Genomic DNA, 13405 nt, shown 5'->3' with positions numbered 1-13405 from the left:
TCACCGCTGCGAGGTCACGGCGTGGGTGGCGCGCACCAACCCGAGGTGAGAAAACGCTTGCGGGTAGTTACCGGCCAGCCGGTCATGTTCCGGCGAGTATTCTTCGGCGAACAAGCCCAAGGGGCTTCCTACAGCCAGCACGCGGTCCATCTTTTCTACCGCATCGTCGAGCCGGCCAGACTTGGCGTACTGTTCGATCAGCCAGAAAGAACACATCACAAACGGGTACTCGGAACCGTCGAGGCCGTCGGAGCCGGTGCCGGTGACGTAGCGGTGGAGGAAGCCGGCGTCGTCGAGAAGTTCCTCCTCGATCCGTTTCACGGTGCTAAGCATTTTCGGGTCGTCGTAGGCAATGAACCCGATCTGGGCGAGCTGGAGCAGTGAGGCGTCGACTTCTGTGTTGTCGTAGCGCTGGGTGAAGTAGCCAAGTTCTGCGTTGTAGCCGCGGGTCATGATTTCGTCGTAAAGCTTGTCGCGGAGTTCACGCCACCGGTCAACAGGCCCGTCGAAGCCGTACTTTTCCACAGCTTTGATAGCGCGATCAAATCCTGCCCACATCATGGCGCGACCGTGGGTGAACATGCCGGGTGTACTGCGCATTTCCCACAGGCCATGGTCGGGGGTGTCAAAGTTGTTTTCCTGAAATTCGAGCAAGGCTTTTTGCAGCCCCCAGGTAAATTCGTCTTCTTCTACACCGGAATCGCGCAGCATTTCCAGGGCGATCATGACTTCACCCACAACGTCGGCCTGAAACTGTTCAGCGGCGCCGTTGCCGATGCGGACGGGGCGGGAGTCTTCATAACCGCTCAGGTGCTCTAATTCAAGTTCGGGGAGATGGCGCTCGCCACGCAGGCCGTACATGATGCGTAGCTGGCTGGTGTCACCGGCAATGGCGCGCAGGAGCCAGTCGCGCCACTCGTCGGCGCGTTGGTTGAAGCCGAACTGGACGAGCACCTCAATGGTGAGTGCAGAATCACGCAGCCACACATACCGGTAGTCCCAATTCCGCTCGCCACCGAATTCTTCTGGCAGTGAGGTGGTGGGTGCTGCGACGATGCCGCCGGTCACGGAGTCTGTTAGCGCCCGCAGCACCAGCAAGGAGCGGCGCACATGGTGGGAGTAGTCACCGCCCACGGTGAAGTCGCTGATCCAGTCGTGCCAAAATTTTGTGGTGGTTTCAATGGCTTGGGAGTAGTCGGGGGTTTCTGGTTTTTCACCGTAGGACTCTGCCCACAGCATGACCCATTGCAGCGATTCACCTTGCGTGAGCTGGAAGTTGTTCACGTGGTGGCCGCGCGCCTCGTCGTGTTCGAGGCGGGGTCCGCGGAAGTAGATCGCATCAGGCCCGGCGACGGCCAACATTTCTTCCACCCCGTCGCCGTCCACGTCTGCGTAGCGGGTAAAGGGCACGGCCTGGCCATAGTTGAAGCGGGCACGTACGGCCACGTTGACTTCGACCTCACCGCTTAAGCATTCGACGCGGCGCATCAGGTCCGCGTTTTGGAAGAAGACCCCGCCGGTTCCTACAGGCATGAAGTCAGTAACCCGAGCGGTGCCTGTGTCAGATTCCCACACGGTTTCCAGGATGAAGGTGTCCTCGCGGTAGCCCCATTCGGTCACTTTTCCGCCGGTTACGGTGATGGTCCAGTGCCCGTTTTCTTCGTTGCCCAACAGCCTGGCAAACATCGCCTGCGAGTCGAACCGGGGCATGCAGAGCCAGTCGACGGAGCCTCCCCGGCTCACGAGTGCTGCCGTGTTGGTGTCGGACAAAAGTGCGTACTGTTCCAGCGGAGTTGAGGCCATGCCCTCTACTCTATGGAAAATGTGGCTTCTGCGCGCAGGCGATCTCGCCGGCCGCCTCCTGATTCCTGGTATTGCTCTTTACCTCGACCACTATGACCGCGACGATGTCCGCCCTTTGGGCTTAGGCCGCCGCGGGCACCGAGTTGGCCAGGTATTTCGCCCTAGCACCCGCCGGTGCTCGACGGGTTCAACGATGGGTCAATCCCCCTGGAGGAATATCCGGCAGGATCCCACGGCCCGGAAGGCTGGCCAGTGTAGCGCAGGAAACGATGCGCGGTTAGCTGCAGCGCACGATGGGCTGCGGGTCATACACAGTGGTCTGAGTTTCTCGTGAAATCTCCTTGCCGTTGAGGTCGCGGATGATGCGGGTATCACTCGTGGTAAAGCCCGGCGCGCCACCAGACGGGATGCAATCCCCGCCCGACACGGTGCGTGGCTGTGGCTTGGTGTGCGCCCAGCGACCACCGTTGATGGACTCCACTTGCACGGTTTTTACCCCCATGAGGCGCACGGTCACGCTGCCGCCACCGGCGGAGGCTTCGATGCGAACGGGGTGCTTGGAGTCATTGCGGAACACCAGGTCGATGGCGCCGTCATAAATGGTGGCCTCGCGGCCTGCTGGGTAGCGGGAGATGTAGTACGAGTGCGGGGTGTGAGTGATGTCGGTCATGCCCGCGAAGTAGTACGCGTTGTACAAGGTGGTGGCGAACTGTGAGATGCCGCCGCCTACTGCTTCGCCAGCGCGGCCATCAATAATGATGCCACTTTCCACAAAGCCCTGTGCTGCCCCGCGGGGGCCGGTGTGTCCGTTCAACGAGAAGGTCTCGCCTGGGCCCACGACAGCGCCGTTAACCATCTGCGCGGTTAAGGCAATGTTGTGGCCGGATGATGGGGAGTAGCCGGATGTGGTGAACTCGCCGACTACTTCGTCGTAGGTCGCGGACTCTGCCATGGCAGTGGTAAAGGTTGCTGGGGCATCTTCGTAGGTGGCCTCCCAGGTACGCTCCGCATCACCGAGCACGCGCTCAGGGAAGTTGTCCATCGTGGTTTCCCAGTCGATCTGGAGACCGTCGGAGTGCGGGTTGACAGAGCCGTCTGAATTGTAGGAGGCGTTGACCATTTTTACCTCGGTGCCCGCCAGCTGTTCTGCGAAGATTGCCTGGGCGGCTTCGGTGTTCACCTGGGTCTCGATCCGACCGTCCACGTTCGGGAACGTCACGACTTCACCAATGCGTTCCACCGGGATCTCGGCGGTGACATTGTCACGCCCGGCGACGTGCAGTGGGCCGGATGTTGCCTTTGCGGCTGGGCCTTCAGCGGCGGCTGTGAGGACGTCCGAGTTGATCACCGGTTGCACTTCCTGCGCTTCCACCTCCACGCCATTGGGGTTGAGCCAGCCCTGGGTCACACGTTCATGGAGTTCTGCTCGGTCTACCGTTTGCCCCAACACTGGGTTTTGGATCTCTACGTTGCCTGCGTTGATGTGTAGGGCACCGTCGGCTGGTTCGGCGCTGAGTTCGTGTTCTACTCGGTCCAGCTCGGGGTTGAGGGCTGCTTCGTCCACGGTGGGGACAACGTCGACTTCCTGGGTGGTAAAGATGCCCCAGAGCCGGGTGAATGGGTTTTTCGACTCTTTTCCTGCTTGGGCTACCGTGGCTTCCCAGTCAATGTCTAGGCCCGCGTTGGCCGGAATAATCTCGGAGGACAGCCCAGCAGCGCTGACCGTCACTGGTGCGCTGGCTTTATCGCCGAGTTCTCTTGTCAGGGTGCTCACGGCGTCCTCGTGGCTCATGCCACCGATTTCCACGCCTCCTACCGCGGTTCCGCGGGGCACGTTGTCCTTGTTTATCACCAGGTCAGCGACGTAAATGGCCACCAGCACGGCGAAGACGCCGATGATCACACCAGAGGTGATTTTGCCGGCTCGATTTTTCGAAGCAGAAGTACTAGTTGAACTCACAACTACTAGGGTATCCCCCTGACATGCCAAGTTGCTAGCCGGGCGCACTTTCATTTGACATTTATTCTCAACCTACAAGCCCTGTGTCAATGTACTGTTGCTGCACGCGCACGGCCGCCTCGTCGATACGCGACATGGGTATTGCCCCGGTCTCTACGGCATGCACTACCGCCCCGATTGATTCCTCAATCTTTGCTCCTGAGGACCACAGTGCTTGGTCTGCGCCTGCGCCGATGGCGGCCACCACTGCCTCAGCCGTCCCCATGCGCGAGGCGATTGCCTGCATGCCGGACAAGTCATCGGTCACCGCCACCCCGGTAAAGGGCACCCCACCAGGGTAATTACCTGTGCGCAGCAGTTCGTAGGCCGCCGGATTAATTGTGGACGGTGTGTGCCGCCCGTCACCCAACCCCGGCACGATCATGTGCCCCACCATCACGCTGGCCTGCGGGGCCGCCGGGATCGCCTGCGTGTACGGCTTGAGGTCCACCTGCTTCAGCTCGTCTAGGTGCGGGGTTACCGCACTGTCGAGGTGGGTGTCTGCACTGGCTTGGCCGTGGCCCGGAAAGTGCTTAAACGTTGGGGTCACGCCTGCGTCGATGAGCCCATGGGCAAACGCAATGCCATAGTCGGCGGCGATCTGCGGGTCATGGGAGAACGAGCGGTCGCCTACCACGTCAAGCCCGGCGATGTCGACGTCGAGAAGCGGGGCATAATCCACGGTCACACCGTGGGAACGCAGGCGGGTGCCGATGTCGAAGGCCATGGCGCGCACCTCTGCCGGGGTCTGCTGCGCCATGGCGCGCGGCGCCGGGAATTCGCCAAACACGCTGGTGTGGCGTTGCACGCGCCCACCTTCAAAGTCGATGGCCACGGTGAACGGGCGCCCGACGATCTCGCGCAGCGCGTGGATATCGCGCCCTTGTTGGGTGAAGATAGCGGGATCTGCCCAGCTCGGGATAATGAGGCCACCCACGCCCAGGTTCAGCGCGTGTAACGCTGAATCAAAATCGGTGATGCCCACCACCATGAGGCTGGCTGCTTTGGCGTGCAGGTCCTGCGGCACTTGCTCGCGCGGATCCGGCGGCGGGGGTTGTGTTGGGCTGGGTGTAGGCGTTGCGCTGGGCGTCGTCACATGCGCGCTTGACGACGCCACCGGCGCCGAACTACTGGTGCTCTCTACCGGGGGCGGGGTGTCAGAGCTGCAGGAAGCGAGGCCAGCGAGGAGCCAAGCGGTGGCACCAAGCGCTACTTTCGAGCGTTTCTGCACGGCTGACTCCTTTCCTTCGCGGGTTCCCATTGCGGGCCCAGAACTGTTTCACTGACGCTGTTTCACTAACGCACCTAGCCTAGTAGGAGCCTAGTAGGAGCAAGTCTTCTTCATCACATCTCGTAAGAAGAATATCTATGGCGGGGGCTCAACACCTGTTAAGGTATGGTGCATGAGCACTTCTTCCTCCTCTTTACCGCGCCGTACTGCTGGCCCTGTGATTGCTAGCACTGTTGTCGGCATTGCTTTAGGAGTGGTAGGGGTGCTGGGGATTGCAAGTTTCTCGGGACAGTCCACTGTGCCACAGGGCAATGCTGTGCCGGCTGACCAGGCTGTTCTGGGCGGGCCGGAGTACGGTTCCCGCTCGTAGAGCCACGGGGGTGCCGATGGCGCACGTTGTGGGTTGGATTGTTCTGACCCTGCTGGCTTTCCTCCAGGACCCCGGCCGCACCGCCGCTGACACCAAACTTGACCTTTCTCTTGACCCTGCGGGCTTTTTAGCGCGGGCTACCAGTGCTTATACTGACGAGTTCACGCTGGGCCAGATCCAGAATCAGGCCTCCGGTTATCTTTTCCCCCAGGGCCTGTTTTTCGTGCTCACCGAGCCCCTTCCAGACTGGGTGGCACAACGCCTGTGGTGGGCGGTGGTGATGGGGGTGGCATATTCCGGCACGCTCATTCTTGCACGGAGGTTGGGTTTTCAGGGTCGCGTATCGACGATTACCCCTGCCGTGCTCTATGCGTTAAGCCCGCGGGTGCTCACTACCTTGACAGCTATTTCCTCGGAGGCGTGGCCGGTGGCCCTGGTGCCCTGGACTCTCCTCCCTTTCCTTCGTGCCCGAGCTTGCGAGGGCTCCCGTGCCTGCGCCGGCACGATCCCGGTGGCCTTCATGGGCGCGGTCAACGCCACTGCTACTGTGCTGGCGTGTATCCCGGCAGGTCTTTTTTTGGTCTACCGCCGCCAGTGGAAGACGCTGGCGTTGTGGTTGGCTGGGTGTGCTGCGGTGTCCGCGTGGTGGATTGGACCGCTGCTTGTGCTGGGGCGTTATTCGCCGCCGTTTACGGACTATATTGAGTCTTCTGCGACTACCACGTATTGGTTGAACTTCGCCGAGATTCTCCGTGGCACTACCAGCTGGGCACCGTTTGTGGATACGGAGCGTACCGCCGGTTATTTGCTGGTTGCTGAGCCTGTGTTTGTGCTGGCCACCGCCGCTGTCGCCGCCGTGGGTATGGCGGGGCTGGCTGCGCGTTCCATGCCGTGGCGCGGCTACTTGGTTACACTGCTGGCCCTTGGTGTGCTCCTGCTTGGGTTGGGCCAGGGCCCGCTGGGTACGTGGTGGCTGTCGCTTCTCGACGACCCCCTGGCTCCTTTCCGCAACGTACACAAATTGGACCCGCTGGTGCGTCTTCCTCTGGTGCTTGGCGTGGGATATGTGTTGTCCCACGTGCGTTACCTCCGTGTGAAGGGTCCGGCGGTGACTGCTGTGGGGCTGATTGTTTTGGCTGCCACGGCACCAGCATGGTCGGGCCGGCTCGCCCACCAGGGCACGTGGGAGGAGGTGCCCGAGTATTGGTATGAGGCGGCCGCGTTCGTCGATAAGCATGCCCCGAATACGCGCACACTGGTGCTGCCGGCGGCATCGTTTGCCAGGCAGGATTGGGGTTGGACACGCGACGAGCCGATCCAGGCCCTGTCGGACACTCCGTTTGCGGTGCGTGATGCGATCCCGTTGGTGGATCCGGAAGCGATCCGCGGGCTCGACGGCCTGCTTGCCACCATCGAGCAGGATCCGGAGCGTGCCGACGAAGCGCTGCGCTCCTTTGGGATTGGGGCGGTGTTGGTGCGCCACGATTTGGAGGGTTCTGAAACCGACCTTGAGCTGCCCGGCACCCCGAGAAGTTTCGGGGAGATCGACGTGTATTTGGTGGAGCCGAGCCGCGACATGATGGTCTCCTCTGGCGAGCCGGTGCGGGTGGCTGGGGGTGGGGAATCGTTGGCGCTGCTCAACGCGCTTTATGGGTACGCCCCACGCACGCTTGTTGGCACGGACGCGCACATTGTTACTGATACTCCCGCGTTAGCTGTGCGCAACTACGGAACTCTTGACTCGGCCGTGTCAGCTCACCTGCGCGACCTGGAAGAAGGTGACGATATTTACAACCGTGTGCCGGATTATTGGTCGAAGGGCGCACGGGTTGGGGTGGCAGAGACCGGTGGTAGTGCGCGGGCGTCGTCGTCGGCAGCAGACGCGTCCAGTTTTGGCGGGGCGAATGCTTCTCAGTCTTTGACCGCCGCCTTTGATGGCACTACCCGTACTTCGTGGTGGCCACAGCCAGGCGACATCGGCTGGATCGAATCGACAGTGACTGATGGTGAAGTGACCATCACTGCCACCGCAACCACCACGGTGCGCGTGATCAGTGGGGACTATGACCGCGAGATTTCCCTGTCTGGTTACTCGCCGCGTACCGTGCGCGTACCGGGGGACACGGTGCGGGTGGAATTGACCGAACCGGTGGGCATCGCCGAGCTCGACACCGGAGTGCAACGCCTGGTGACCGTGCCGGATACCTCACCGAATGCCCAGGTGTTCATGTTTCAGCGCCTCATGCCTGCCACTTCTACTCTGCAGCGCGGATTCACCACCGGGCAGGCGGACACGTGGCAGCTCAGCGGGCCTGCCACCATCGATGGTGAGGACTATGAAGCCGGCCCCGTAGAGCTTGAGGCCGGATTCCATGTGCTTGAGTCCCGCGAAGAAGTGCTCACCTTGGAGCGTGGGTCCGCAGGGCGCGAAGCGCCTACCGCCGCGTGGGAACCGTTCAACGGCACCGCCAGCACAGTGACTGGGCCCGACGGTTCAGCAGTTCCGCAACGGATCCTTACCAGCCGCAGTTTCAACGAGGGCCTGCGCGCCCACGTCGGTGGCTACGAGTTGTTGCCGCAGCGTATCGACGCCGGAATGACCTCCTTTGTCGTGCCCGCCGGGGTATCAGGTGAGGTGACCTTCAGTTTTGCTGGGCAGCCTGCCTACCGTTTCAGTTTGGTCGCCGGTGGCACTCTTGGCGCATTGACCCTTTTGTGGTGCATCTGGCGCGTCTGGGTAGCTGCCCGTCATCCTCGCAGCGGTGTTATCTCAGCATGCACACCTGATTCCGCCTCGTCATCGCCGTGCCCTCAGGGACATAAGTCTTGGGGGATCGTCCTTCTTCCTCTTGCCACCGCCGTTCTTGTTGGCGGTATTCCCGGCGCGATCGGTGCAGCTGTGGCCGTGATGGTTGCTCGTTGGACTGTGATTCCTCGCTGGGTACTCTCCGGTGGTGCAGTAGCGATGATGGGGCTGTGGTTAGCCCGCGCACCGTGGCCTACTGCTGGCTACGCGGGAGATTCGGTGCCTGTGGCCGTAGCTGGCGCTGTTGCTCTGGTTGCCCTGGTGGCACCTGCGCCCCGGAGCCTAGCACGTGCTGTACCACCTTCGATCCTGGCTTCTCCACAAGCTCATAAGAGATGTAGGACACGGCGATACTGATGGCCACGGTGGCTGCCAGCACAATGAAGAAGTCGAAGAAACCACCGGAAAACATTGGCACGCCAAGCAGCGAAAAAACCACGGACAAAACCGCAACGTGCCAGAGGAAAATGGAATAGGACCAGCGGCCTAAAGCCTGCATCATCGGGCTTGCCAGCACGCCCGGGCCCGAACCAGTAGCTGGCGCCAACGCATAGGGAACCAACACCAACGCGCAGAACACCGTGCCCAACAGCACGCGCACATTGAACTGAGCAGGGCTCGGGTGCTCCAACCCCAGCGGCCCCACCGCCTCAAGTCCTGCGAACCACGCCACCGCTAACGCCACCAGCCAGTACAGCCACCGCGGGCGCAACAGACGCTGCAGGTGTCTCAGCCGCCGGGTGTTCGTCGTTAAGCGCGGCTCTACTTCCGCGCACACCAACCCCACCGCAAACCACGGGACGTACGAAATCGGCCAGATCTGCAAGTTCACACCCCAGGCGTCGATCGAGTCGTGCACGAACGGCAGCCACGGCCACAGCAGGGCCAGGCACGTGCCGACGACCAACGCCACCACACGCCCGCGTCGCCCCAAGGCCATGTACGCCGGAAGTACCAGGTAAAAGGCAACCTCGACGCACAGCGACCACAGCTGGGTCAGCCCCGCGATCAACCCGTCTGGCACATAGATTTGCACCATAAGCAGGTTGGCCACGGCCTGGCCCCAGGACACTCCTGACAGCTGTGGCAGCGCTAATAACACGATGGTCACACAAACGAGGTATGCCGGGGCGATGCGGGCGATACGCTTAGCGTAATACCCCTGCGGCCGCCACCGGCGCGCCAAGAGGAAGGCGGACAGCGCGAAGAAAACGGAAACGAAGTAGTCGAAGCGGGACAACAGGGCCGATTCCGTGCCGGTTTGGAAGGCCACGTGCGTAACGACGATGCCTAAGGCGGCCACTGCCCGCAAGCCTGAGAGCTCTGGAAGGTGGTGGCTCGTAGAATACTTCTCGGCACCTGTCATAATGATTCCCCGATAAGCTTAGTGGAAAGGTCTGGTTGTTCGATGGCGGTTTTTGATCGGGCGCGCAACAAGCGGGGGATCATCCTTGCCGCAAGTGTTGCAGTAGTGGCCATTGTTATTGGCAACTTGGTGCCTCCGATCGCGGTCTTCTTCATGAAACTGCTGCCTCATGGTGCACAGACTAATGTCCGCCTGGTGTCCGAGGAATCAGTGGTGCTGAACTTGCGGCCAGAGTTAGACCCAGAGTTAGACCCGGTGGATAATCCGTCGGTACGCTGCGTGGATCTTGGCGTGCCCGGCTGCACTCATCTGCACGCTCCAGCCGAACTCACCCAGGTGATCACCACGTCGTCGACAGACACGTTCCTTGAAACCAACGTTGATTCGTTGTTACGCCTCAAGATCGGCGGCGAACTGTATGCCAAGGTCGAAGACCACCACCGGTTGAATCGTGACTCAGCGTACCCGGTGCGAGAGCCAGTGGCGGCGAAGCTGTTTACCATTGGGCCGCTGAATACCCGTGTCGAAGTACCTCCCCACACGTTGGAGGGGTTGCGGTACTTCTTCCCATTTGAGACGGAGCGGCGCTCCTACCAGTACGCGGACCCGGTCGTGCGGAACATCGTGCCGCTGGATTATGTCAACCCTACCGAGGTCAATGGGGTACGCACCTACGAGTTCCACACCGACATTCCCGTCACCAACCTCGTCAAAGCGGCGCTGGCGGGCCAGCCAGAGGTGCTGAGCTTGGAGCAACAAGAGGCCTTCGCCGCCCTTGATTCTACGGCGCAGATCCAGGTGGCACTGGGGTTGGACGAGGCCACCATGGAGGGGGTCGCTGCGGTCACCGAGGGCCCGGCGCAGCGGTTTTTCTCCCCCGCAGAAATGGAGCGGTTTGGTTATGCCGAGGGCCAAAAGGTGGCTTTACAGCCATACTATGACGCCGAGCGGACCTTCTTCATTGAACCGAAAACCGGCACCGTGCTCAACCAGAAGGTCGCCGTAAATATCTTCTTGGCCGAGAACAATGTGCAGGCCCAAGAAATCAGCGACGAGGGCTTAAACAACCCGGCCCGTACCGTACTCCGCGCGGATTTTGAGTTTGATGAGGCAACCAGGCAAGCCCAAACCGAGACGGCCACCCCGCAGATAAAACAGATCCGTGTGCTTCAGGTTGTATCCTGGTTGGCAAACGTCACCACCATCTTGGCGCTTGCGGTTCTTGCGTGGTTGATTCTGCGCCGCCGCAAGCACAGTGCAAATATTAGTAAATGACCTCACCGCGTACCACTGCCTTTCTTGCTCGCACCGCTGTAGCTGCGTGGGCAACACTTGTGATTGGCGCAATGACGTGGGCGTTGTTCGCGGGGACCGGCGCGTTTGCCATGCGCGACATGGTGGTGGTGGATCATCCTTTTCTCACCTATGCCTCGCTGGGCCTCGGTAGCTTGCCGGGGCGCAATGTGCCCCAAGATGCAGTCTTGGCTATCGCGGGTCTGGTTCTTCCTGCGACGTGGGTGGTGCGTGTGCTCATGGTTGGGGCGGCCGCTGCCGGCGCGTTTGGCGCTGCTCGGCTTTCTTCGCTTATCGACGCTCCCCCCTCACCGGTCCGCAGCGCAGCAAGAACCCGCAGCGCAGCAAGGACCCGCAGCGCAGCAAGTGCTGCCGCTGCCATCACAATCGCCGTGGCGAACCCTTTCGTTGTGGAACGCCTTCTGCAAGGGCACTGGTCGCTGGTAATAGCGGCGTGGCTGTTGCCGCTGGTGGCGTGGTTGGGGCTTACCCGGCGCACCTGCTGGCTGATCGTCGCGGTGTGGGCATGTTCGTTGACACCTTCTGGTGGGCTTGCCGCGGTGGCGACGGCGCTTGCCACCCACCGCAGGTGGCAGGTGTGGGTGGCCGCGGTGTTGGTGTGCGCACCGTGGGCCGTAACGGGGCTGCTGCAGCCGGGCACGGGGACGTCGTCACGCGCGGCGGTGGAAGTGTTTGCGCCGCGCGCTGAGGAGCATGTGGGCACTGTTGGTGCGCTTATGGGCCTGGGCGGGATCTGGAATGCGGAGGCGGTGCCAGCATCGCGCGAGCAGGGCTTCGCGCTGGCCGGGGTGGCTTTATTCGCCGTCCTGCTTGCCTCTTTCAGGCGCATCCCGCGGCCCCTGGTACTCCTGGCAGCCGCCGGTTTTGCCGTGGCGCTTACCGCCTGGTTAGCACCGGGGGTGCTGGGCTGGGTGGTGGAAACCATTCCGGGTGCAGGGCTGTTTCGTGATAGCCAAAAGTGGCTGATCCTGGCCATACCTGCCTATGTGGCAGCTGCCGGTGCTCTGCCCCGTCTCCTGGCCATCGCTGCCATCGCTCTGACAGTTCTGCAGACCCCGGACGCGCCTTCCGAGCTGGGGGTGCTGCGCCCCATCGCAGTTGAGTTGCCACGTGGTGTCGCAGAGGAAGCCGGTACGGGTTTCGTCGAATTCGTCGGCAGGCCCACGCTCATCGCGCGTGCCGACGGCATCCCCGTGGTCGACCCTGCCACCAAGGCGATGAACGTAATTGAAACAGGTGCGCTCACCGTCGACGGCCAACTCATCGACTCCCCGTCCGGTTCCCCCATTGAACCGAACCTCATCGTCTACCGTGACGGCACCATCGAGCACACCGACGCACCGGCACCGCCCACCCCGTGGCCGGGTCTGATCCTGCTGGGCCTGTGGGCTACTATTCCCCTGCTTGCTTTGGGTTTTGCGAGTTCTCGCCGTGTAACTGCTCAACCAGCTGCGCAAACCGCGCGCCGGTAGTCTCCCACGAGAACGTGCCCGCCCACGTCCGCGCGTTGTCTCCCAGGATGCGGCGGCGCACGGGGTCGTCGATAAGCGCGCGTGTTGCTGCGATAAGCTCGGCGGGCGTATCAACGAGTACCCCTGTCTCACCGTCGCGGATCGAATCGCGCAGACCGCCGGCATCGTGGTAGCCCACCGACGGCACTCCGTGTTGCGCCGCTTCGATCACGGCAAGCCCCCACCCCTCTTTAGCGCTGGGCATGAGGTGTACGGCAGCGCGTGCCAGCAGTGCGTGCTTGTAGTCCTCGGTGACCTGGCCGTGGAAAACAACTTTTTTGCCGGCACCATTAGCAAGCCGCGCTGCGTAGTCGCGCAGTTTGTCCTCCCACCAGCCAGAGCCAATCACATCCAAGACCACCCCGTCCATGGTGGCCACGGTGTCCATGGCGTCTTCAATGTGTTTGTGGGGCACAAGCCGTGACAAGGTGACAAGGTGGATCAGGCCGTCGTCGGCAAGCACCGGCGTACTGTTGGGGACGGGATCCACTCCGTTTTCAATGATGGTGATGTCGGCCGCGCGCACCCCAAGGTCCACCAGGTCGGCTGCGGATGCCTCCGACACCGTCACATACGGCGCGCCCCGGTAGACGCGCGGCGCAAGGCGCGATTCGAGGAACCAGCCCAGCCGGGAGATCACCGGGCCGGCCACGGGCCACTGGTTGCGGTGGCAGTGGTGCGTCAGCAAGATGGTAGGCGCGGTGGTGAACAGGCGCGCGAAGAAGGGGATACCGTTTTGCGTGTCGACGACCACATCCGGCCGGTGCCGCACAATAGCCCAGATTCCCGCCAGGTAGACGGTGTATTTCCCGCCCCGGCGCCGGAACGTGATCCCCCCGCGCCGGGTGGTGTGCGGCGCATCCGTATGGCTTGCGGTGTGGTAGATCACCTCGTGGCCGCGGGCAGCCAAGTATTCGCCGACGCGCTCGAGGTAGCGCTCAGAGCCACCGCCCTGCGGGTGGGTGGTATCACGCCAGCACATCAACAAGATCTTCATTAGGTCTT

8 protein-coding genes and 1 pseudogene are annotated in these 13405 nt (G+C 62.0%); 4 read left to right on the top strand and 5 right to left on the bottom strand.

What is annotated here, in order from left to right:
* From CKV99_RS13985 to CKV99_RS13975, 3 genes are all read right to left on the bottom strand, one after another.
* Positions 1-1803 (bottom strand): glycoside hydrolase family 15 protein, encoded by a 1803-nt coding sequence (locus CKV99_RS13985; RefSeq protein WP_092258096.1) that lies wholly within the window; start codon positions 1801-1803, stop codon positions 1-3.
* A gap of 277 nt (positions 1804-2080) precedes the next feature.
* Positions 2081-3706, bottom strand: a complete 1626-nt coding sequence (locus CKV99_RS13980; protein ID WP_435383982.1) for a VanW family protein — start codon at positions 3704-3706, stop codon at positions 2081-2083.
* Positions 3707-3830: 124 nt separating this feature from the next.
* Positions 3831-5033 (bottom strand): glycoside hydrolase family 3 N-terminal domain-containing protein, encoded by a 1203-nt coding sequence (locus tag CKV99_RS13975; RefSeq protein WP_231910107.1) that lies wholly within the window; start codon positions 5031-5033, stop codon positions 3831-3833.
* A gap of 172 nt (positions 5034-5205) precedes the next feature.
* On the opposite strand from CKV99_RS13975, the gene CKV99_RS13970 reads away from it, so the two are divergent.
* Positions 5206-5403, top strand: a complete 198-nt coding sequence (locus tag CKV99_RS13970) for a DUF2613 domain-containing protein (protein ID WP_092258105.1) — start codon at positions 5206-5208, stop codon at positions 5401-5403.
* Positions 5404-5419: 16 nt separating this feature from the next.
* Positions 5420-8566, top strand: coding sequence for an alpha-(1->3)-arabinofuranosyltransferase domain-containing protein (locus CKV99_RS13965; RefSeq protein WP_092258108.1), 3147 nt, complete (start codon positions 5420-5422; stop codon positions 8564-8566).
* 43 nt (positions 8567-8609) lie between these two features.
* On the opposite strand, the pseudogene CKV99_RS14910 reads toward CKV99_RS13965, so the two are convergent.
* A pseudogene (locus CKV99_RS14910) lies at positions 8610-9575 on the bottom strand (acyltransferase family protein); the annotation flags it as partial.
* A 42-nt stretch (positions 9576-9617) separates the two neighbouring features.
* On the opposite strand from CKV99_RS14910, the gene CKV99_RS13955 reads away from it, so the two are divergent.
* Both CKV99_RS13955 and CKV99_RS13950 read left to right on the top strand, forming a co-directional pair.
* Positions 9618-10850, top strand: coding sequence for a porin PorA family protein (locus CKV99_RS13955; RefSeq protein WP_092258112.1), 1233 nt, complete (start codon positions 9618-9620; stop codon positions 10848-10850).
* Positions 10847-12361 (top strand): hypothetical protein, encoded by a 1515-nt coding sequence (locus CKV99_RS13950; protein ID WP_092258115.1) that lies wholly within the window; start codon positions 10847-10849, stop codon positions 12359-12361. The genes CKV99_RS13955 and CKV99_RS13950 overlap by 4 nt, the downstream gene beginning before the upstream one ends.
* On the opposite strand, the gene CKV99_RS13945 is transcribed toward CKV99_RS13950, so the two are convergent.
* Entirely contained in the window at positions 12282-13397 is a 1116-nt protein-coding gene (locus CKV99_RS13945) for a glycosyltransferase family 4 protein (RefSeq protein ID WP_092258118.1), read from the bottom strand. The two genes, CKV99_RS13950 and CKV99_RS13945, sit on opposite strands and share 80 nt — an antisense overlap.
* Between the last annotated feature and the right edge of the window lie 8 nt (positions 13398-13405).

Source organism: Corynebacterium cystitidis (assembly GCF_900187295.1).
Lineage (GTDB): Bacteria > Actinomycetota > Actinomycetes > Mycobacteriales > Mycobacteriaceae > Corynebacterium > Corynebacterium cystitidis.
This window is presented reverse-complemented; position numbering and strand designations above follow the sequence as displayed.

What these genes read in the sequence shown, in the direction of transcription:
- CKV99_RS13985 (WP_092258096.1), bottom strand. Translation starts at nt 1,803, where the DNA reads ATGGCCTCAACTCCGCTGGAACAGTACGCACTTTTGTCCGACACCAAC.
- CKV99_RS13970 (WP_092258105.1), top strand. Translation starts at nt 5,206, where the DNA reads ATGAGCACTTCTTCCTCCTCTTTACCGCGCCGTACTGCTGGCCCTGTG.
- CKV99_RS13950 (WP_092258115.1), top strand. Translation starts at nt 10,847, where the DNA reads ATGACCTCACCGCGTACCACTGCCTTTCTTGCTCGCACCGCTGTAGCT.
- CKV99_RS13945 (WP_092258118.1), bottom strand. Translation starts at nt 13,397, where the DNA reads ATGAAGATCTTGTTGATGTGCTGGCGTGATACCACCCACCCGCAGGGC.
- CKV99_RS13955 (WP_092258112.1), top strand. Translation starts at nt 9,618, where the DNA reads ATGGCGGTTTTTGATCGGGCGCGCAACAAGCGGGGGATCATCCTTGCC.
- CKV99_RS13965 (WP_092258108.1), top strand. Translation starts at nt 5,420, where the DNA reads ATGGCGCACGTTGTGGGTTGGATTGTTCTGACCCTGCTGGCTTTCCTC.